30 protein-coding genes are annotated in these 20499 nt (G+C 41.2%); all 30 read left to right on the top strand.

Annotation, left to right across the window (positions count from 1 at the left end):
* Positions 1-58: 58 nt before the first annotated feature.
* The 30 genes from T356_RS0113165 (at position 59) to T356_RS0113015 (ending at position 20321) form a co-directional block, all read left to right on the top strand.
* Positions 59-730 carry a methyltransferase family protein gene (locus T356_RS0113165; protein ID WP_026514881.1) on the top strand — a complete coding sequence of 224 codons (672 nt, stop codon included), beginning with the start codon at positions 59-61 and terminating at the stop codon, positions 728-730.
* 92 nt (positions 731-822) lie between these two features.
* Positions 823-1221, top strand: a complete 399-nt coding sequence (locus T356_RS0113160) for a GNAT family N-acetyltransferase (RefSeq protein WP_026514880.1) — start codon at positions 823-825, stop codon at positions 1219-1221.
* A gap of 79 nt (positions 1222-1300) precedes the next feature.
* Positions 1301-2134: an ornithine carbamoyltransferase gene (locus tag T356_RS0113155; RefSeq protein WP_026514879.1), complete on the top strand. Its 834-nt coding sequence runs from the start codon at positions 1301-1303 to the stop codon at positions 2132-2134.
* 23 nt (positions 2135-2157) lie between these two features.
* Positions 2158-2862, top strand: coding sequence for a hypothetical protein (locus tag T356_RS0113150; protein WP_035781147.1), 705 nt, complete (start codon positions 2158-2160; stop codon positions 2860-2862).
* A 56-nt stretch (positions 2863-2918) separates the two neighbouring features.
* Positions 2919-3542: a class I SAM-dependent methyltransferase gene (locus tag T356_RS0113145; protein ID WP_330370943.1), complete on the top strand. Its 624-nt coding sequence runs from the start codon at positions 2919-2921 to the stop codon at positions 3540-3542.
* 59 nt (positions 3543-3601) lie between these two features.
* Positions 3602-4132 (top strand): VOC family protein, encoded by a 531-nt coding sequence (locus tag T356_RS0113140; RefSeq protein ID WP_330370942.1) that lies wholly within the window; start codon positions 3602-3604, stop codon positions 4130-4132.
* A 10-nt stretch (positions 4133-4142) separates the two neighbouring features.
* Positions 4143-4790: a 5' nucleotidase, NT5C type gene (locus T356_RS19470; protein ID WP_051563437.1), complete on the top strand. Its 648-nt coding sequence runs from the start codon at positions 4143-4145 to the stop codon at positions 4788-4790.
* The gene (locus T356_RS0113130) at positions 4787-5359 is read left to right on the top strand and encodes an HD domain-containing protein (protein ID WP_026514875.1); all 573 of its coding nucleotides are present in this window, start codon (positions 4787-4789) and stop codon (positions 5357-5359) included. Before T356_RS19470 ends, T356_RS0113130 begins: the two co-directional genes overlap by 4 nt.
* Before the next feature lie 22 nt (positions 5360-5381).
* Positions 5382-6152, top strand: a complete 771-nt coding sequence (locus tag T356_RS20515; protein ID WP_051563436.1) for a class I SAM-dependent DNA methyltransferase — start codon at positions 5382-5384, stop codon at positions 6150-6152.
* A gap of 252 nt (positions 6153-6404) precedes the next feature.
* Positions 6405-6788: a VOC family protein gene (locus tag T356_RS0113120; protein ID WP_026514874.1), complete on the top strand. Its 384-nt coding sequence runs from the start codon at positions 6405-6407 to the stop codon at positions 6786-6788.
* Between the two features lie 136 nt (positions 6789-6924).
* Positions 6925-7410: a rhomboid family intramembrane serine protease gene (locus tag T356_RS0113115; RefSeq protein ID WP_026514873.1), complete on the top strand. Its 486-nt coding sequence runs from the start codon at positions 6925-6927 to the stop codon at positions 7408-7410.
* Positions 7411-7515: 105 nt separating this feature from the next.
* Positions 7516-7992, top strand: coding sequence for a pyridoxamine 5'-phosphate oxidase family protein (locus T356_RS0113110; RefSeq protein ID WP_026514872.1), 477 nt, complete (start codon positions 7516-7518; stop codon positions 7990-7992).
* A gap of 2 nt (positions 7993-7994) precedes the next feature.
* Positions 7995-8639: a hypothetical protein gene (locus T356_RS0113105; RefSeq protein ID WP_026514871.1), complete on the top strand. Its 645-nt coding sequence runs from the start codon at positions 7995-7997 to the stop codon at positions 8637-8639.
* Positions 8640-8981: 342 nt separating this feature from the next.
* A complete protein-coding gene (locus tag T356_RS0113100) occupies positions 8982-9437 on the top strand; it encodes a GNAT family N-acetyltransferase (protein ID WP_026514870.1) in 456 nt (151 codons plus the stop codon).
* A 152-nt stretch (positions 9438-9589) separates the two neighbouring features.
* The gene (locus T356_RS0113095; RefSeq protein ID WP_026514869.1) at positions 9590-9841 is read left to right on the top strand and encodes a TIGR03905 family TSCPD domain-containing protein; all 252 of its coding nucleotides are present in this window, start codon (positions 9590-9592) and stop codon (positions 9839-9841) included.
* 3 nt (positions 9842-9844) lie between these two features.
* Positions 9845-10642 carry an MBL fold metallo-hydrolase gene (locus T356_RS0113090; protein ID WP_026514868.1) on the top strand — a complete coding sequence of 266 codons (798 nt, stop codon included), beginning with the start codon at positions 9845-9847 and terminating at the stop codon, positions 10640-10642.
* A 146-nt stretch (positions 10643-10788) separates the two neighbouring features.
* Entirely contained in the window at positions 10789-11613 is an 825-nt protein-coding gene (locus tag T356_RS0113085; protein ID WP_026514867.1) for a Cof-type HAD-IIB family hydrolase, read from the top strand.
* Between the two features lie 52 nt (positions 11614-11665).
* Positions 11666-12694 (top strand): S66 family peptidase, encoded by a 1029-nt coding sequence (locus T356_RS0113080; RefSeq protein ID WP_035781144.1) that lies wholly within the window; start codon positions 11666-11668, stop codon positions 12692-12694.
* A gap of 9 nt (positions 12695-12703) precedes the next feature.
* On the top strand, positions 12704-13516 hold the full coding sequence (locus T356_RS0113075; protein ID WP_026514865.1) for an alpha/beta fold hydrolase: 813 nt from the start codon (positions 12704-12706) through the stop codon (positions 13514-13516).
* Positions 13513-14055, top strand: coding sequence for a GNAT family N-acetyltransferase (locus T356_RS0113070; RefSeq protein ID WP_026514864.1), 543 nt, complete (start codon positions 13513-13515; stop codon positions 14053-14055). Before T356_RS0113075 ends, T356_RS0113070 begins: the two co-directional genes overlap by 4 nt.
* Before the next feature lie 91 nt (positions 14056-14146).
* The gene (locus T356_RS0113065) at positions 14147-14599 is read left to right on the top strand and encodes a GNAT family N-acetyltransferase (RefSeq protein ID WP_026514863.1); all 453 of its coding nucleotides are present in this window, start codon (positions 14147-14149) and stop codon (positions 14597-14599) included.
* Positions 14600-14687: 88 nt separating this feature from the next.
* On the top strand, positions 14688-15437 hold the full coding sequence (locus T356_RS0113060) for a nucleoside phosphorylase (protein WP_026514862.1): 750 nt from the start codon (positions 14688-14690) through the stop codon (positions 15435-15437).
* 27 nt (positions 15438-15464) lie between these two features.
* On the top strand, positions 15465-16034 hold the full coding sequence (locus T356_RS0113055) for an NUDIX hydrolase (RefSeq protein ID WP_026514861.1): 570 nt from the start codon (positions 15465-15467) through the stop codon (positions 16032-16034).
* A gap of 281 nt (positions 16035-16315) precedes the next feature.
* The gene (locus T356_RS0113045; protein WP_026514860.1) at positions 16316-16834 is read left to right on the top strand and encodes an AAA family ATPase; all 519 of its coding nucleotides are present in this window, start codon (positions 16316-16318) and stop codon (positions 16832-16834) included.
* 129 nt (positions 16835-16963) lie between these two features.
* Positions 16964-17341, top strand: a complete 378-nt coding sequence (locus tag T356_RS0113040; protein WP_155839039.1) for a hypothetical protein — start codon at positions 16964-16966, stop codon at positions 17339-17341.
* Between the two features lie 115 nt (positions 17342-17456).
* Entirely contained in the window at positions 17457-17801 is a 345-nt protein-coding gene (locus T356_RS19460; protein WP_051563435.1) for an NUDIX hydrolase, read from the top strand.
* A complete protein-coding gene (locus T356_RS0113030) occupies positions 17792-18121 on the top strand; it encodes a DUF6572 domain-containing protein (protein ID WP_026514858.1) in 330 nt (109 codons plus the stop codon). The genes T356_RS19460 and T356_RS0113030 overlap by 10 nt, the downstream gene beginning before the upstream one ends.
* A 25-nt stretch (positions 18122-18146) precedes the next feature.
* Positions 18147-18908, top strand: coding sequence for a class I SAM-dependent methyltransferase (locus tag T356_RS0113025; protein WP_026514857.1), 762 nt, complete (start codon positions 18147-18149; stop codon positions 18906-18908).
* Positions 18909-19156: 248 nt separating this feature from the next.
* Positions 19157-19555, top strand: coding sequence for a hypothetical protein (locus T356_RS0113020; RefSeq protein WP_026514856.1), 399 nt, complete (start codon positions 19157-19159; stop codon positions 19553-19555).
* A gap of 271 nt (positions 19556-19826) precedes the next feature.
* Positions 19827-20321 carry a hypothetical protein gene (locus tag T356_RS0113015; RefSeq protein WP_026514855.1) on the top strand — a complete coding sequence of 165 codons (495 nt, stop codon included), beginning with the start codon at positions 19827-19829 and terminating at the stop codon, positions 20319-20321.
* Positions 20322-20499: the final 178 nt, after the last annotated feature.

Genomic DNA, 20499 nt, shown 5'->3' with positions numbered 1-20499 from the left:
AGAAAAAGACTTTATGAAATTTTAGTGTGATATAAGCAGGCATAAAACGGGAGGAACTATGAAGAAAGAACTTCTTAAAGAAGCTATTACTAAAATTGTCGTAGGAATCATTCTTATAGGACTTCTTTTATTTATCCCCGCAGGGACGCTTAGCTGGCTTTACGGCTGGATTTTTATGGGAATGCTTTTTGTTCCGATGCTTATTGCCGGTATTGTTATGTATTTCAAAGCGCCGGATCTTCTGGAGAGCAGGCTCAGGGCAAAAGAGACACAAAGCGAGCAAAAGCAGGTGATAGGTTTTAGCGGTATCATGTTTTTGCTTGTATTTATTCTCGCGGGCCTGAATTATCGCTTCAAATGGATAATCCTACCGGAAATAGTAGTGTACATCGGCATAGCGATTTTTCTTTTGTCCTATGCATTATTCGGCGAAGTCCTCAGAGAAAACAGATATTTATCAAGAGTGATCGAAGTTCAGAAAGATCAAAAAGTAGTGGACAGCGGATTGTACGGAATCGTGCGACATCCAATGTATTTTGCGACGCTTTTTCTTTTCCTAAGCATGCCGCTGGTACTGAATTCACTGCCGTCATTTTTAGTAATGCTTAGTTATATTCCAATAATTGTAAAAAGAATCAGGAACGAAGAAGAGGTTCTGGAAAAAGAGCTTTCGGGTTATAAAGAGTACAAGCGGAAAGTCAGGTACAGACTTATTCCGTTTATGTACTAGTGCTAATGTCACATTTTTTCTATCGAAGTATTTTGATGTAATAAAGTAATGGATTGCAGATCGGAATCGGAAACAGTAGGAAGGAGCGGGGCATGGATTACAGAATAGTTGAAGACATAAATAAGATAAAACTTGATGATATCGTGAGACTCCTTCGAACGACGTATTGGGCAGAGAAGCGTCCTGTAGAAAATATTGAAAAGTCGGTAAAGAATTCCAAGTGCTATGGCCTGTACATTGAAGAAAATGCGAATCTTGTCGGATTTGCAAGGATTATTACCGATTATGCAACGAACTATTATCTGAGTGATGTAATAATTGATGAGGAGTATCGCAGCAGAGGGCTTGGTAAAGCGCTTGTATCGCATATTGTTTCATCACCTGAGCTTCAGGGGCTTCGCGGCATATTGGTCACAAGAGATGCGCAGAAGCTTTATTCGCAGTATGGTTTTGAAGTTGTCAATGACAGAGCAATGTTGAGACAGCCGTGAACGCAGCGGATTGGATGCGTTTGGGATAATTAAAGTTGGTGCGCATATGTATCAGAGTGCAGTGGCAGCAGGAGAAAAAATGAGTTCATTTATAAGGCTTACTGATTATAAAAAAGAAGAATTGCAGGAAATATTCGACATAGCTGATAATATCGATAGGTACGAGGGTTTCTTAACAGGAAAGACGGTTGTCTTGTTTTTTCCTGCGAGCAGCATCAGAACGCGAGTGTCTTTTGAAAAGGGAATCCATCTTCTTGGCGGGCAAACGATTCTTTTTGACCCGAGTACCCTGGATAAAAAAGAAGATATAAGAGATGTCTGCGGATACCTTGAGAACTGGGCGGACGCGGTTATCGTGCGGCATAAAGATATCGAAAAGCTTGCGCAGATGTCAGCAAATTTGGACGTTCCGGTTATCAATGCAATGACGGATGACAATCACCCGTGCGAGATGATGTCGGATTTGTATTCGCTTTCGCAGATAAGAAAAGATTATCTTGGCGACAAGTATCTGTTCGTAGGAGCTGACGGTAATATCGGACGTGCGTGGAAAGAGGCATCGGAAGCTTTGGGATTTTCTTTGGTGCAGTGTTGTCCGGATGAGTTTCAGAAATTGCGGATTTTTAACACCGACTGCATCGATGATCTGAGAATTGCAATCGTGGGAAAAGATATTGTGTGCACGGATTCTTTTCCGCCGGAAATGATTAGCAGCGCTAAATCTTATCAGGTCACAAAAGAAATCATGAACCTCGCAAACGCCGGAGCAGTGCTGAATCCCTGCCCGCCGTTTTACAGAGGCGAAGAGGTCTCGGAGGATGTGATTGACTCGGAGTACTTTGTGGGGTACGAGTTCAAAAAGAATTTGCTCAGAGTGCAGCAGGCTATTATTGTTTTTTGCATGAAAAAATAAAATATGTGCGGAGGGAGAAAAAGATGAAGAAAGTTTTATTTATCGGCAACAGCCACACATATATGAATGACATGCCGGAGCTTACAAGGCGTATGATAGAGGATACGACGGGAGAATCGTGTGAAGTGTTTATGCTTGCTTATTCTGCGAGGCCTCTAAAGTGGCACTTGGAAGAGGAATATTTTGCGGCGCGATTTAATATACTGCATGGAGGGTATGACTACTGCGTGATTCAAGAACAGGCGCATCCAATGCCGCCTGAGAAGGATACGATTAGGTGCATGGACAGGATAATCAAGCTGTGTAAAGAAGCCGGTACAACGCCGATTGTATTTGAGACTTGGGCGGAGAAGGCGAAGCTGGAAAATCAGGCTGAGATGAACCGCAGATATAGAGCGATTGCTGAGCAGCAGGGAGTCTTGCTTGCACCAATCGGTGAAGTGTGGGAGTGTGCTTTGCAGGAACTTTCTGAGTCGCCGTATGCTGACCGTTATGAACTTTATTATCGCGACGGAGCTCATGCGTCAGCTGTCGGAGACTATCTTGTCGCAACAGTTCTTACCAAAGTGTTCACAGGTAAACTTCCGAAAGAAGATTTTTTGACCGCGTTCGACTTTAGTCTTCCCGATGATGAATGGCTAAATGTAAAAGAAAACGTGGAAGAAGAGATTCTGAGCTTGCCGAAAGAGGTGGTGCAGGTGATCAGGGAATGTGTGAATGCAGAGTAAGACTTAAGAACAAAGAGTTGCAAAGCAACTCTATATAGAATTTGACCGGAGGAAGCATGATGTTAGACAACAAGGGATTTAATTTATGGGCTGATGGCTATGACAAGACGGTGGGGATTTCGGAAGAGGCAAATACCTATCCGTTTGCGGGATATAAGAGCGTTCTTGGCGGGATTTTTGATGAGATCATGCACAAAGAAAATGCGGCTGTTCTGGACATTGGATTTGGAACGGGAACGCTTACAACCAAGCTTTATGAAAATGGGTGTGACGTGTACGGACAAGATTTTTCACAGAGGATGATCGAGCTTGCAAAAGAAAAGATGCCCGATGCGAACTTGTATCAAGGCGATTTTTCAAAGGGGCTTGTTTCGGAGCTTTACGAGCGTAAGTATGATTTTATTTTGGGAACGTATTCGTTGCATCATTTGACGGATGAGAAGAAGGTCCTTTTCTTCATGGAGTTACTGAAACTTCTTGATGAAGGTGGAAAGCTCCTTGTCGGAGATGTGGTGTTTGAGACGAGAAGCGAACTTGAGAAGTGCAAAGAAGAGGCCGGCAGTGCCTGGGATGAGGACGAAATCTATTTTGTGATAGATGAACTTCGCGAAGCTTTCCCTGAGCTAGTATTCGAGCAAAAGTCGTATTGTTCGGGGATTATTACTATCGGGAAGAATTGAAGCCTGAAGATGTCGTGGGCTGTAAGGAATGATTTTTGTCGTTCGGAGGGAGAGATGGTATGGTCACAACAGAGTGGTTTCATATATTTTGGCAAATATTTAATCTGATACTTACGATACTTCTGATAGCAGCGATTATTATGGGTGTAATCAAAGGGATACGTTATATCAAGAGAGTTATCAAATTTATTGATAAAGCTGAGAGATACATCGATGAAAAAGATGCGGCCAATGTCATGAACTGCACGATAGCTTCATTATATGTCTGCGTAAAAGATATGGAGCGTGCCGTTAAGTTCTACGAAGAATTTTTTGCCTGCCCTGTCACTGAGCGTGATGATATTTACAGCGTTTTCGATATTGGCGGAATCAGGTACGGTCTGTTCGCTTATCAGAAGATGAATGAGGAGCATGTATTTGGCAGTAATTGCCTTCCCAGTATATGCTTTGGAAACGTGGATGTGCTTAAGGATAAGATCAGCGGAAAAGAGATATGTTTTCCGTTGACCAGAATAAAGAACAATTGGGTTGCGGAGTTTGTTGACAGTGAAGGAAATCACATTGAAGTTACCGCGCCGGTGAAAGAATGAGGTTTGCAAAATGAAGATTTATATAGATTTTGATGACTGCCTTTGCGAGACGGCAAGGGCGTTTACGGAGATTGCAAAGAGACTTTTCGGAAAAGATGTTCCTTATGAGAAGGTGCGCTTTTTCAATTTGCAACAGTCTTTTGAACTTACAGATGATGAGTATGAGCAGCTTATGCTGGAAGGGCATCGCCCGGAGGAGCTGCTTTCATATGATGAGACGCCCGGGGCTTCTAAGGTGATAAATGAATGGATTGACCGTGGGCATGAGGTTTATATCATAACGGGGCGTCCGTCGAGTTCTTATGATGCTTCGCGCAGGTGGCTTGATGAGCACGGGCTTGAGCGTGTCACACTTTTTTGCCTTAATAAATACGGCAGGGACTCTTTTATCAAGAACAGCGAATTTACGCTGGAGCTCGAAGACTATTATAAGATGAACTTTGACTACGCCGTTGAGGATTCGCCTATGGCGTTTAAATTCTTCGAACATTTGCCAAATCTCAAGGTTATGGTCTATGACAGACCGTGGAACAGAGAGTGCGAACTACCCGGTGAGAATTATACAAGGTGCTTTGACTGGGAAATGATACGGGGAAAGGTAATGAACCATGGGGACGGGGATAGTGGTTCATTAATTAAGAGTGAGGAGCGGAGTTGAGTACTACAATAATTGAAAATGCAAAAAGATATATAGAAGAAATTTTCAGGAATAACGCGGATGGACACGATGCAGAGCATTCGATGCGAGTTTATGCAAATGCTATGAAATTGGCGGAGCGTTATCATGAGTGTGACAACGAGGTTGTGGCGCTTGCAGCACTACTTCATGACGTTGATGATCACAAGTTATTTGATACAAAGGATAATGCTAATGCGAGAGCTTTTTTGACAAGTAATGATCTTGGAGAAAAAGAGATTGAGCAGATCTGTGTGATCATAAACGGAGTTTCTTTTAGCAAGAACAGGGGCATGAAGCCGGAGAGCATCGAAGGACAGATTGTTCAGGATGCGGACAGACTTGATGCGATTGGAGCAGTGGGGATTGCAAGAACGTTTGCGTACGGCGGAAAAGTCGGAAGATCTTTAGATGATTCATTGCAGCATTTTTATGACAAACTTCTGCTTCTAAAAGATGAGATGAATACCGAAGAAGCTAAAAAGATGGCACTTCAGCGGCATGAATATATCGAAGGGTTTATTGAGGAATATAGGACAGAAATTAGATAAGGACATAATGGTGAAATAAGAAATGAATGAGATAAAAATAGATTGGAACAGCATGGCAAAGGCTTATGAGGAGTTTAGCAATGCGGAGAATTCATATAGCTACTGCATTGAATGGCCGTGCATTAAGGAACTGCTTCCTGATCTAAAGGGAAAGGTAGTAGTAGATTTAGGCTGTGGTACGGGGATATTTACTTTTCTTTTAGAAAAGAGTGAGCCGGCGAAGATTGTAGGAATTGACCTTTCGGAAGAGATGCTTAAGATTGCCGAAGAAAAAGCTGATGCAGATGGCTCAAAGGCTGAATTTGTGCAACATGATGCGGCAACATGTAAAGAGGTAATAGAGGAGCCTGTCGACTTTATTTTTTCATCGACAACGAGTCATTACATTGAGAATTTGAAGCAGCTGTTTGAGAATGTGGCAAAAAGCCTTAAAGAGGGCGGGGAGTGTATCTTTTCCGTGATAAATCCTGTGTATTCAGCGATGTATCCTGTTGAGCATGAAGACAGTTCTTTTCCGGAGGATGACGAGTGGAACGTCAGATACATGGACAAAGCGATGAGGGCGTACATCCAGCCGTGGCTTGAGTACAACGATGACTACGAGAATCATCTCAGCAAAAGTTATCATCATACTTTTTCTGACTATGTAAATGCCATAGTTGGAGCGGGACTTACGATTGAGAAGGTATGTGAGCCAATGGCGCCGGAAGAGTGGAAGGAAACGCAGATTTACAGGTACGAGAGCTTTGTTGAGAATCCGGTGTATATGATCATCAAGATGAAGAAGGCGTAAAAAGAGTGCTAGTACATCGTTCGCAAAATAACTGGTCTAATTCGCAGAATGCTTGCCCGAGAGTGCATTTCCAAAAACGCAGTCGTAGCGGGCTACGGCGAGGCTTTTGGAGATGTACTCTCGAGTAAGCAGGCAAGAATTTGGTCCAGTTATTTAAGTAACGATGTACAAGCTGACATAGAGGCAGTTTGCAGGCGAGTAGGTACTCTGAAGTGATGACGGAATGGGTAATTATATCTAAGGAGGAATCAGATGAAAATAGAACATGTTGCGATGTATGTAAATGACTTGGAAGCAGCAAGAGATTTCTTTGTGAAATATCTTGGCGGAACATCTAATGACGGTTATCAAAATGAGAAAACTGACTTTAGATCATACTTTATTTCTTTTGAGGATGGGGCAAGACTTGAGTTGATGAATAAGCCTGATATGTACGATATGGAAAAGCCGCTTAATCGCACGGGATTCATTCACATTGCTTTTTCTGTGGGGAGTAAAGAGAAGGTTGATGAGCTGACGGAGAATCTCAGAGCTGCCGGCTACGATGTTGTCAGCGGCCCGCGTACGACGGGAGATGGCTACTACGAGAGTTGCATCGTGGGAATTGAAGGAAATCAGATTGAAATAACGGTCTGACAGGAGATATGCAAAGATATTGCAGAAGATGATTGAAAGATATATTTAAGAATTACATATAAAAGCATGATAGACGTTGTAATTATGACAGTTTTAATTTTGAAAAAAATAATCAAATAGCGAGGTTAATGCGAAAGTGAAAAACAACATTTTTTCAGTCAGAATTATTATCGGTGTGTGGATTCTTTTATACATAATAGGAAGGTTTACGGATATTGATAAGTACTTGTGGGGAAAGGGTACTAACAAGATAAACGGTGAGTACTATCGCTATTTTACAGCTTCTTTTCTGCATGCAAGCTTGTTCCATGTGGTGGCAAACAGCGCGGTTTTGTATTTTATTACTATTTATCTTGATGGGAAGGTGAATGGAGTTGCCATAGCTTTACTGGGCATAATTGCAGGAACTGCCACAAATGTGATTTATTCTTTTTTTTCAAAAAATGCTGAAGGTTTTCTTGGCGGCTCGGTTATTATCTTTGCAATCATAGGATTGATATTGATGATGCAGATTATCTGCAAGAGCTATGAACCGTTTAAGTTTGGCACGATTTATGCAGACTGGATGATTGGCGCTATTGTCATAGGTAATATCATCAATGGTCAGATGAGGTTTTTTTGATTTTTCAAATATCAAGATACACAGTATTTCTTTTGCAATGGGAATTGTTATGAGTTTGATATATTATGCACTGCATGTGATTGCATAAAAAGAGGAGGAACACGTATGTTTAGAAAGATGAGAAGATTTAATCAGCAGATAACTGATGAAGAGTGTATAGAGGTTCTTAAGAATACCAAGAGAGGTGTGCTTTCGCTTATGGGCGATGGTGGATATCCGTACGGAGTGCCGCTTGTGCACTGGTACTGCGAAGAGGACGGGAAGATTTATTTTCACGGAGCAAAAGATGGACACAAGAATGACGCGATCAAGTCTTGTGACAAGGCTTGCTATACCGTTCACGATGACGGCTACCGCGAAGAGGGTGAGTGGGCGCTGAATTTTAAGAGCGTGATCACATTCGGAAGAATATCTTTTGTGGAAGATGAAGAGAAGGCGAAGAAGATTTGCATTGCCATGGTAAAAAAATTCACGGATGATGAGGAGTTTCTTGCAAAAGAGCTCAAGTTCTTTTTCCCACGAGTGCAGTGCTTTGAATTTACACCTGAGCACATGACAGGAAAGAAGGTCAAAGAAGAGTGACGATGAAGAATCCATGGGAAGAGATTGGGCTGGAGGATTACGAGAATCATATGAAGCTTGATTCCGTAAAGCAGCTTCAGACGCTTAATTCGATGATGAAAGCGCAGTTTGACGAGTATCCCGTGACTACAGCGATGGTTCTTGGTATTGCGGGCGGAAACGGTCTGGAGCATGTTGATTGCGGCAAGTACAGCATTGTTTACGGCGTTGATATAAATGAGAAATATCTTGATGCTGTGGCGGCAAGATTTGCAGGAATGACGGATTTGGGAGTGCTTAAGCTTCTTAAGATGGATCTTGTCTCTGAACCGGATAAGTTGCCGCAGGCAGAGCTCTTGATAGCAAATCTGCTGATTGAGTACATCGGCTATGATGCTTTTGTGAAGGCGGTTTCCACGGTGAATCCGCGCTTTGTATCTTGCGTTATCCAGATCAATGATGATGTCTGCAACTGGGTTTCCGATTCGCCCTATGTGCATTCTTTTGACAAGCTCGAAGAGGTCCATCATCAGATGGATGAGATAGAGCTGGCGGAAGTGATGGAGCGCGTGGGCTATTCTTTGAGATTTAGGTTGAAAGAGTGTTTGCCGAACGGGAAGGCGCTTGTTCGGATGGATTTTGAGGATGGTAGTGAAGTCGTTAAGTGACTAAGAGCAAGAAAAAGTGCCGAATTAGTCAAAAAGTAGAGGAAATTAAAGGCAGTAGAGAAGGACATGAGTGACTAAGAGCGAGAAAAAGTGCTGAATTAGTCAAAAAGTAGAGGAAATTAAAGATGGTAGAGAAGGCCTTGAGTGACTAAGAGCAAGAAAAAGTGCCGAATTAGTCAAAAAGTAGAGGAAATTAAAGGCAGTAGATAAGGACTTGAGTGACTAAGAGCAAGAAAAAACATCAAATTAGTCAATGTACGCAAAAAAGCCGGTTATTTAAACGACGATGCACTACAGCCGACGAATCCATGCAAAGGACGTAGCAGCACGCGGGAGGTGAACATGAATAGTGTTATCTATAGAAGATTAACAGACGAGGATCTCGCAATTTTCATTGAAATGCGAATCACGCAGCTTCGCGAAGAAGGGGCGAAGGATGACATCGATCTGCGCCCTGCGCTGAATGACTATTACAGAAGACATCTCCATGACGGGACGTTTGTATCATGGCTTGCACTTGATGACGAAAAGATTGTGGGAACAAGCGGAATGTCTTTTGTCGAGAAGCCGCCGTATTTCGGATGTCCGAGTGGCAAGATAGGACTTCTTTCCAGCATGTACACAGATCCGGGCTACAGGCGAAGAGGGATTGCAAAAAATCTTTTGACCAAAGTTATAGATGAAGCAAGGCAGTACGGCTGCGGTGCAATTCAGATCACTGCGTCCGACATGGGCGTCAAACTCTATACAGCGTGCGGCTTTGTGCACAACGGAAATTTCATGCAGTACAATTTGTGAGAAAAAACATATTTCATATAAACAAAAGAAATTGTATGATTGTAAATATTATGATGATAGGGGCAAAAGGTCATAATGCGATTATGCTTGCATAAATCGCATCATGACTTCTTGATACGTAAAACATTTTTTGAAACATGGAGGAATATCTTATGCACTATACTTATAATCCTAAGGGAGTATGTTCTACAGAAATTAATTTTGACCTTGATGAGAGTGGCAAGATCTCAGGTCTTCGTTTTACAGGCGGATGTAACGGAAATCTCAAAGCTATCGGCAGACTTCTTGAGGGACAGGATGCGAAGCATGCGGCAGAGATTCTTAAGGGAAATGACTGTGGCGGAAGAGGTACATCGTGCGCAGATCAGCTTTCAAAGGCGCTTGAGCAGGCGCTTTCTTCTTAAAATATGAAAATACATGAGCTGAAGTATTCAAATACAAATACATTTTTGATAGAGGGTGACAGCGGGAAAATTTTGTTCGATACCGGCTGGGCAGGGACATTTTCTGCGTTTTGCAAAGCAATTGGTGAGCTGCATGTGTCGGCACAGGAGATTGATTATATCCTGATTTCTCATTTTCACCCCGACCATATGGGGATTGCGCAGGAGATAGCTGATCTCGGGCCGGTTGTGGTGGTCATGGATTTGCAGCGTGATCATGTGCATGATTCGGATGTTATTTTTGCAAAAGAAAAAGATACAGCTTTTGTACCAATAGCAGATGAGCGTGTTCGGATTCTGCAGATTTCGGAAAGCCGCGAGTTTCTTAAGGCGGTCGGAATCGACGGGGAAATCCTGAGTACGCCGGGGCACAGCGACGACAGCATTTCTTTGTGCCTGGATAGCGGAGAAGTGTTTGTGGGAGATCTGAATCCTTTGTATGAGCTCGAACTTCACAGGGAAACTCAGATTGAAGACAGCTGGAACAAGATTCTTAAAGCTAATCCCAAGGTTGTATATTACGGACATGCCAAGGCAACAGAGATAGCCGCAGCAGGCGCCGCCGTTTCCGGGCATGATGATGTTTACAAGCAGGTATCAAAGATCATGAAGCTCATAGACAAGGGCGTAAGCCTTGACAGGATACAAAAGAAAACCGGCGTAGATACCTCTTTTGTCGAAGATGTGGCGAGAATGTATCTTACGCATCAAAATGTTGGAGTTCAGGGAATTCTTGACAGGATAGAGATAAAAGGGAAATAAAAAGATGTAGTATTCGGCAAAATGGCAGAGATGTAGATTTTGCCGAATATTACTATAGTTGGGATTAAGTTGGGCGATTAATATTTACATTTATGATTGCCCGACTAAGAGAGAGCTAATTTGATAGACAACAGGAGAATGCTTGAATGAAGACATTATATGTATCAGACCTGGACGGTACGTTGCTTCGAAGTGACGAGCAGATGTCGGAGTACACGAACAATACGATAAATAGACTTGTGAGCGAAGGAATGCTCTTTTCCTATGCAACGGCACGTTCGCTGATCACTGCAAAAAAGGTAACGAAGGGGCTTAACGCCAAGATACCGCTGATTGTTTATAACGGCGCATTTATCATCGATAATGTCACAGAGGAAGTGCTTCGTGCAAATTACTTTGATGAGAGTGTGAATGATGTTTTGGATAATCTTTTTTCGCATGATATATATCCGATCGTGTATGGGATTGTTGCCGGAAAAGAGAAATTTTCTTTTGTCCCTGAGCTTTGCACAAAGGGCATGAATACATTTATCAATTCCCGCAAAGGCGATATCAGGACCAATGCAATTGACGATTATAACGATCTGAAAAAAGGAAATATCTTTTACATTTCCTGTATCGACGAGACTGAGAAGCTTGCACCGATGTATGAGGCGTACAAGCATGATTATCACTGCGTTTTTCAAAAAGATATTTATACCGGCGATCAGTGGCTTGAGATCTTGCCCAAGACCGCATCAAAGGCAAATGCCGTTAAGCAGCTGCGCGAGATGATTGGCTGCGATAGAGTCGTGGCTTTTGGCGACGGCAAAAATGACATAAGCCTTTTTCAAGCCGCCGACGAAGGCTATGCGGTTAGCAACGCACATGAGGACCTTAAGAAAGTTGCCACCGGAGTAATTCTTTCCAACAATGAGGACGGAGTTGCGAAGTGGCTTGAGAAGGAAATGGACTCCGAGGGACGGGGTTAGTGGATCATTTTTTGCAAGCGATAATTACAATATCTATATTTCAGGAGAGACTATGAGACAGCTGGTAAAGCCGCATCGACTAAAGCCTGGGGATACGATAGCAACAATCAGCCCTTGTAACGGTTGGGCCGGAGATGAAGGCATAAAGTGGAAATATGAGTTAGGCGCTTCAAGACTTAGAGATTTGGGGCTTAATGTTATCGCCGCTCCGAATTCTATGAGAGGTTCCGAGTATTTGGCGAAAAATCCGCAGGCACGAGCAGAAGATATCATGTGGGCTTTCGAGAATAAGGATGTACATGCGATCATCGCCAATGTTGGAGGGTGTGATAGCATAAAACTTATTCCTTATATTGATCCAAAATCTATTTCTGACAATCCTAAAATTTTTATTGGTTACTCTGACGTTATGAACATTCACCTTCTGTGCTATAAGTGTGGCCTTTCAACTTTCTATGGGGATAATCTTTTGACACAGATTGCAGATCAGGCAGGGTGGCATGAGTATAGTAAGAAGTGGTTTATAAAAGCATTTTTTGACAGTTCAATTCTTGGAAATATAGAACCTGCGGACGAGTGGACATTTGAGCCGTCTGATAATTTTTATCCCGAAAAGATCAGAAATTATTACCCGAGTATCGGATACGAAATTATACAAGGCCAGGGGCGGATAGCGGGACGATTGATTGGCGGACACACGGGTATCATGGAACTTGAGGATACAGCGATAGAGCCGATGCTTGAAGACTATGAAGATGCAATTCTTTTTGTTGAGGACATTCCGGAATTTTTTGACGAAGAATTTATAGAGACTTTTTTTGAAAAATTGGGAAAAAAGGGAATTCTGAATAGATTAAACGGCATTATCATCGGAAAGGCTAATGAGAAAAGATCTTTTACCGGACAGGCACAGATCATAAGGCAGATCGTTTCCGAAAAGTATTCTTGCAAGATCCCTATCATGTATGGACTTAATTTTGGCCATTCATCACCAATGTTTATTTTACCCTATGGGGCACAGGCGGAAATAGATTGCGATAAAAATACGTTTTCCATTTTGGAAAGTGGAGTTGTGGAGTAAGGGAAACTGATGGAACATAAGACAATACACGGAGTTGGCGGAGAAGTTCATTACTGGATTTCGCGGCCAAAAGAAACATCTAAGGGAGCTATAGTTTTTACTCACGGAGTTACTGCGGATCATACAATGTTTGAGAAGCAGGTCGTTTTCTTTGAAAAAGAATATACTGTGATCACATGGGATGTGCCGCTTCATGGGCTTTCTATGAATTACAGGGATTTCTCTTTTGAAAATACTGCAAAGGATCTTAATAGCATATTGGAGCAGGAGGTCGTGGAATCTGCGGCATTGGTAGGCATGTCGCTAGGCGGATATCCGTCGCAGATGTTTGCTCATATGTATCCCCAAAAAGCGCAATGTTTCATAGCGCTTGATACAACACCTTTTGGAAAAAAATATTATTCTAAGTTTGATCTGTGGTGCCTTTCGAAGGTCAAGCCGATGGCTCAAATGTTCACTGATAAAGCGCTTCGAAAGAGCATGGCGAGATCTATATCGCTGACAGATTATTCATATAATAAAATGCTGGAAATTCTGGCGCCTATGTCTAAAGTGCAGATCATAGAGCAGATGGACGTTGCGTACGGAAAGTTTGCGCAGGAAAACAGAGATGTTGACCTAATTTGTCCTGTACTTATTTTGCTTGGCGATAAGGACAGAACAGGGAAAGTCCCACAGTATTGCAAGGCTTGGGCAAAGAATACCGGCTACCCGTTTCACATCATTGAGAATGCATCGCATTTTTCAAACGGCGACAACGCGGAGCAGGTAAACAGAGAAATTGCGGAGTTTTTGGACTCTTTGTTCCGGAGGATAGAATGAAACTGATTTTTCCACGAATTGATTATAAAGAAAAGGCAATTGATTACATAAATGAATTCTATGAGTACGGCTCTGAGATAAACGGAGCCGGCGGTCTGGATTATTTTTTAAAAGAATCAACATATGAAGATTGGCTTGAAAATGTGATCGGATATATGGATGTTGCCAATGTTGCCGAATTTGATGTGCCGAGGATTACGTATTTCTGCGTGAGAGAAGAAGATGAAAGGATAGTAGGGATGATTAATCTGCGTCTTTCTTTGATTAATTTCAGTAAAAAAGATGCAGGCCATATCGGCTATTCGGTCAGACCGACCGAGCGTCGCAAGCATTATGCTACGGAGATTCTTTTTAAGGCACTGAAGATCTACGACAGGATGGGCGTCGACGAAGTCCTGATTTCTTGCGAAAAAGAGAATGTCGCATCCGCCGGTGTGATCATGAAATGCGGAGGGATGCTGAAAGATGAGTTTTTTAGCGAGACGTATAAGAAAGAATTGAAGATGTTTGTAATCAAGCAGGGTAAGGATAAGAGATAATCTGTTGTGAAGATATTTAAAATCTCAAGGTTGCAGAGTGGCATCAATGATTTAAGAATAGATATAAGATATCAATATTTCAGGAGAGGCTATGGACTACAAGATTAGGAAAGTCACAATTCAAGATTATGATGCGATTTTTGAATTATGGAATAGTACGGAGCAGAGCAGAAGAGCGCTGAATCCGATCGATGATTCACGAGAGGGAATTGACAGATATTTAAAGCGAAATCCCAATACATGTTTTGCTGCTGAGAAAGATGAAAAGATAGTCGGTGTAATATTGACCGGACATGATGGCAGGCGTGCGATTGTGCATCATATGTGTGTTCATCCTGACTTTAGGCGTAAAGGAATTGCCGGACGACTGGTTTCAACAGCTGAAGACGCTCTACAAAAAGAAGGGATTCAGAAGATATTCGGACTTGTTTTTAAGGATAATGATACTGCAAATGAATTTTGGGAACGGCAAGGATATTCGCTAAGGACAAATCTCAATTACCGCAATAAAAGTTTGAATACTGAGATACCTGTAGGTGATTGATGTAGATTGCTACGTTAATATACGTTGGAATTGTAATCTAGGAAAAAATATTTCGGAGTATGACAAACAGAGGGAGGAGAGATAATCTATGTTAAATGACTTTTATGATATTGATACGGAACCTGTTGTGCAATTGGCTGCGTTTTATGGAAGTCCAAAAGAAATAGTAGAAAAGTGCATCATTGTTTTTTCAAAGGAAATACATGAGTATCTTTTGAACAATTATGAGTGCAGAGAAATCGGACTGATCACCGCATGCAATGGGAACACGCCAATCTACGCCATGAACATTGGCGATGAGGAAGTGGCTTTTTATTTGACGGGCATAGGATCTGCGGTTGCATCCGGGACTTGCTATGAAGTTCATTGGCAGACAGGTGCAAAGAAGTTCGTGATGTTTGGTTCTTGCGGAAGTCTGGACAATGAGAAGACGGATGGAAAGTTTATCATTCCCACACAATCGTACAGAGGTGAAGGATGCTCTTTTTATTATGCACCCGCTTCGGATTACATTGATATAACAAATAGTGATAAACTGGCTGAGATATTCAGTGAACTGAATGTACCACATGTACAAGGTCGCATTTGGACGACTGACTCTATGATCAGAGAAACAAAAGGACTTGTGGCAAAAAGGCGTGAAGAAGGTTGCATCGCTGTAGAAATGGAAATAGCCGGAGTTCAGGCTCTTTGCTCTTTTTATGGGCTGGAGTTGTATTGTTTTCTTGAGGCCGGGGATGTCCTTTCAGACAGTGGATATGTGATAGAAGGTCTTAATGAAGCCAATCATAGTATCGGCAAGCTGTTTGTTGCGATGGAAGTGTTAAAGAGGTTATAGGTTCGATTTTATAAGGACGGAGAAGAAATGGCAGAAGAATTATTTGATATAGTTGACGAAAACGGCAATCCTACAGGCGAGACAGTTTCCCGCTCCGAAGCCCATGCAAAGGGAATCAGGCACAGGACTGCGCATATTTGGGTTATTCGTGACAATGAAGGGAAGAAAGAAGTTTTATTGCAAAAGAGGGCGCTGAATAAGGATTCTTTTCCTGGAAAATACGACACTTCTTCTGCAGGACATATCCAGGCGGGAGATGAGCCACTTGAATCCGCATTAAGAGAATTGTCGGAAGAACTTGGAATTGAGGCTTTGGCAGAACAGCTGCATTTTGTGGGAACTTTTTTTATCGGATTTGAAAAAGAATTCCATGGCAAGATGTTCAAAGACAGTGAGATTGCCTTTGTTTATGTCTATGAAGAGAAGGTTGATATAAGCAAGCTTGTGGTTCAAAAAGAGGAGCTTGAAAGCGTCGAGTGGTTTGATTTGGAAGAAGTTTATAAGGCATGTTTGCCGCCGCGTGATGATAGATTCTGCGTTCCAATGGGAGGACTGGAGATGATTCGGAAATATGCTGCTGGGAGTAATCGGATATGAAAGTATATCTCATCAACGGCCCCATGGGCGTTGGAAAAACGGATACGGGGAAGTGCATTGCTGAAAAGAGTCCCGGAATGGTCACTTATCAAAATCAAATTTCTATGCATTCTTGAACATGAAGTTCAAGAATGCATCAACCAAGCCAATTAAAATCGACTTCGTCGATGGGGCTTGGTTGACTCTTGAATCACTTTCTCACGAAATCCGCAGCTAGTGCGGATTTCTGTAATTTCATTTAAGATGTCATTATTTTAAAAATGGATTGGAGCCTTATCAAAATGATTATATTGATAACAGGTGCATCTCATACCGGTAAAACAGTTCTTGCGCAGAAGCTGCTTGAAAAATACAAATATCCTTATTTGTCTATAGATCATTTGAAAATGGGTTTAATAAGAAGTGGCAACACGGAACTTACACCATGTGATGATAAAGAGCTTACGGGTTATCTTTGGCCGATAGTCAGTGAAATGATAAAAACTGCCATAGAAAACAAGCAGAATCTCATTGTTGAAGGATGCTATGTCCCAGAAGACTGGAGAACATGGTTTGGTGAAGAGTATTTATCAGAGATAAAGTTTATATGTCTTGTCATGACTGATGAGTATATCGAGAAACATTTTGCGGATATTGTAAAACATGGATCTGACATAGAAGCAAGATTCGATGATTCGGATTGTACCGTTAGATGGATAAAAGAAGCAAACAGTGAGTATCTCGGTAGATTTCAGCAGGATCAGATTGTTATAGACAAAGATTATGAAAGTGCGATAAATTCAATCCTTAACAATGATTAGTCACCAGTTGAGATTTTGGGAAGATTTGTTAAACAAGGAATGGAGGACTGTAAAACCCTCAAAGAGTATTCCATTTTTGTATCGAAAGTGCGAAAATGTATTAAAGAAGCTAAAGAAAGAAACAAAGAAATGAACGATATTATCGACATGAATGACATTACTCAGAAAGAGGTCATTAGCTCAGCGATATCAAGAGCAATAGATGAGTGTATTTCTGAGGACATTCTTAAAGATTTCTTGCTTGAGAATAAAGAGGAGGTCGTTGAGATGGGTGTTTTAGGATATAGTGCTGAGAGACATCTTCAGGTTATACAGGAAGAGAGTTATGAGGATGGTGTTAAAGCCGGCTATGATAAGGGCTATGATAAGTGTGAGAAAGACATTACAGAACTTTATGATTGGCTGTTTGAAAACAATAGAGCTTCAGATGTTCAAAAGGCAAATAAAGATTCAAAGTATAGAAAAGATTTGTTTGATGAATATGTAGCATCAAAAAAGAAAAACTAAAGCGAAAAGAGACTTTTTGAAGTGGATTCTTTGAAAAGCCTCTTTTTCTGTGCTTGTATGAGGAGGATGCATAAAGGAGCTAAGAGTGCACTATCCTTCAGAAAGGGATTAGAAAATGCAGAATGAAGAACTTATGCCAAAGCGACTAGGTCGAACAACTATATATGAAAGCGAACATGTATGTTTATATTCTGACAGAGTGGCCCAACCAAGCGGGCAAATAACAGAAAATTATTATCAGATTCATTATCCGAAGAAGGCTGTTGCAATTGTTATTTTTGATGAGGAAGATAACATTCTTCTTATTCAGAACAGAAGATACACTGTAGGCCGCCTTGAATGGGAAGTGCCCGCAGGAAGGATTGAGTATGGTGAATCAAATGAAGATGCGGCTAAAAGAGAGGCTATAGAAGAAACAGGGTGCAAATCTGAATTAGAGGAGAAAATGATATGGCAATAGACAATCCAAACATAATTGACGGAATAGCAATAGATAAGGAGAGAAACGCGATAGTTCTTTTGCTGACAGATCATTTGTTATGGGAGGGGGAGGATGCATTAAGTGAGTTTGAGCATCTTAATCTTCTGCAAGATAAGATTAATGCTTACATTTCTTATCTTGAGTCAAGGCAATATGAGGCGACCTATCCAAATGAACAATTCTCTTTTGCAGTAATAGAGATTTACTTCAAGTACTCTGTAACTGAGAATTGTGAGAAGTTTCTGAATGAAGTCCAAAATCAGATTGGACAATTGGGGATTAAGATAGAGGCGATGTAAGAATGATTCGGGAAAGTACTGAGACATGAGCGGCGATAAGTTATTTTACAATGAATATGAGCATTTTTATGAAATGGCGGAACACTCCGATGCATTCAGATATTTCTGTAAGGATGCATTCGGAGATGATTTTTCGCAGGATGGGTTCAGCGATATTAAGCAGATAGACAGAATTGTCGAGCATATTCCGACAGGCCGGGAGAGTCATATGCTTGATGTGGGATGCGGAAACGGAAAGATGTTGGGGTATCTGCAAAAAAGAACAAATGCGTACATACACGGATTTGATTATTCTGCGAATGCTATAAATACCGCAAGAAAACTATTTAGAACAAATGCGGAGTTTCGCATTGGAAGTATAGGGGAGATTGATTATCCGCCGGAGCAGTTTGATGTAATAACTTCCATGGACACAATGTATTTTGCACCAGATATGGAAAAGTTCTTATTACAGGCAATCGGGTGGCTGAAGAAAAGCGGCGTATTTTTTATATGCTATCAGGAAGGTGATGTAATGCCTAAGACAGATAATAAGGATACGACTATCCTTGCAAGAGCATTACAAAAGAACGGAATCCCATATGAAGTGGAAGACATTACAAAAGAGACTTATGATCTTCTGAGAAAGAAGAGAGAAACGGCATTATTGTACCAAAAGGCCTTCAGGGAAGAAGGCAGCACCGAGTGGTTTGATATGCTGATGGCGCAGACAGACTGTGCGACGGAATCTTTTGATCTGTTTGCAAAGAAGATGGCAAGATACATTTATACTGTCAGAAAAAGATAATGCAACTAAGCTTATACCGTGAAGTTGATGTGTGATTACAAATGCGGAAGATAGATGGAAAAGGACACTATATGAGTGCTATTTAATTAATTCTTTAAATGAAGAAATAGAGAAATATACTGAACTTAGGTACAATGTTGACCGTGAAACAGGCCTGATAGCGAATCCTTTTTCCGAAGTCGGTATATTCCTTGATTGTTAATGAGAAACTACTATAATTCCGCCGGAAATAGCGGCAGCAGGTGACAATGGATAAAGCAGAAATAATAAAAGAATTAGAAGCATTTCCGTATAGCAGAGAAGATTATTGGGTGCTTGCCGGTAGTGCAATGGCATTATATGGAATTAAGGAACAGACATCAGATATCGATCTTGGATGTAATCGAAAGATGGCAGACAGATTAGAAAATGATGGTTTTTCTTTCAGGCTTACTGAAAGTGGTAACAGACATTTCGAATATAGTGATCATATCGAGATTTTTGAAAACTGGATAAATGATACGGTTACACAGGTTGAAGGTATTCCGGTTATCACGATTGCGGGACTACTTGAGATGAAGAAGGAACTGGGACGAGAAAAAGACCATAAAGATATAGAGCTGATTAGGGGATATTTACGACATAATAAATCTAATATAAAAGCATAACATTGGTTTGACGATACTGTGCGGTGATGGTGAGCATAAGCAAGTTCCTCCAACAAAGATTTCTCATGAGAGATTTCTATGATTAACGGAGGTCACAGTCCTCCGATTGAAGGACTAACCGCCTACCGTAATTACTGGTGGCACCAAGTAATAATTATAATAAGCAAATGTTCTGGAGGCGATATAACTGTTTTGTTCTGGAAGAGAACATGAGCCACTAAAAATAATAGATAAAGAATAAGACCTTTATAGAATATGAAAGAGGACAACCATGTTGAAATTCATACACTTGTTTAAAAATTACTATCTGGGAATATCGCTTATAGGCGTTGCGGCGTTTTGTATACAGGAGATTCCGTATATGATAATGCCGTTGATAAAACCTGCATCCAATCCGATAATGAACATGCAAAATGAGATTAAATGTATTGAAACGGTTCAGGGTATATTTGGATTTCTGTGCATGATTTTGCTGATGCTGATCGTGAGGGATGATGTGAAAATTTTTTCGATAGCATCTGCAAGAGAAAAAATCTTTTTCTGCTTAACCATTCTAATGATACTGATGAACTTTGTGGGATGGGCATTTTATTACAGCGGATATCAACGTGGATGGTTGATAGTATTAAGCCAATTCGCGGCGGTTCCTTTGTACTATCTTTTCTTTGGATTGTGGAAGAGCAATTATCTATTGGTTGGAGCAACAGGCCCGTTCTTTTTAATTCACACAATAAATGGAATATTGAATTTTGGGGTGAGAAAGTAAATTTAGTTTGATTATAGGCAATATTAAAGTAAGATTGCCGGGTGCATGATTAAAAAGGAAATCGGCGAATAAACGGTGGAAATAAGTAAATATATGATTCCTGCTGTCGAGAAGAGTACTTGCGCCTTGATCGTGACAGCGGGAAATATAGTTTTACAAAAATCCGTTGTCGAAAAGT

Source organism: Butyrivibrio sp. LB2008, assembly GCF_000621565.1.
Taxonomy (GTDB): Bacteria; Bacillota; Clostridia; order Lachnospirales; family Lachnospiraceae; genus Butyrivibrio.
The sequence above is the reverse complement of the archived record's forward strand: the minus strand, read 5'-3'. Positions and strand labels throughout refer to the sequence as shown.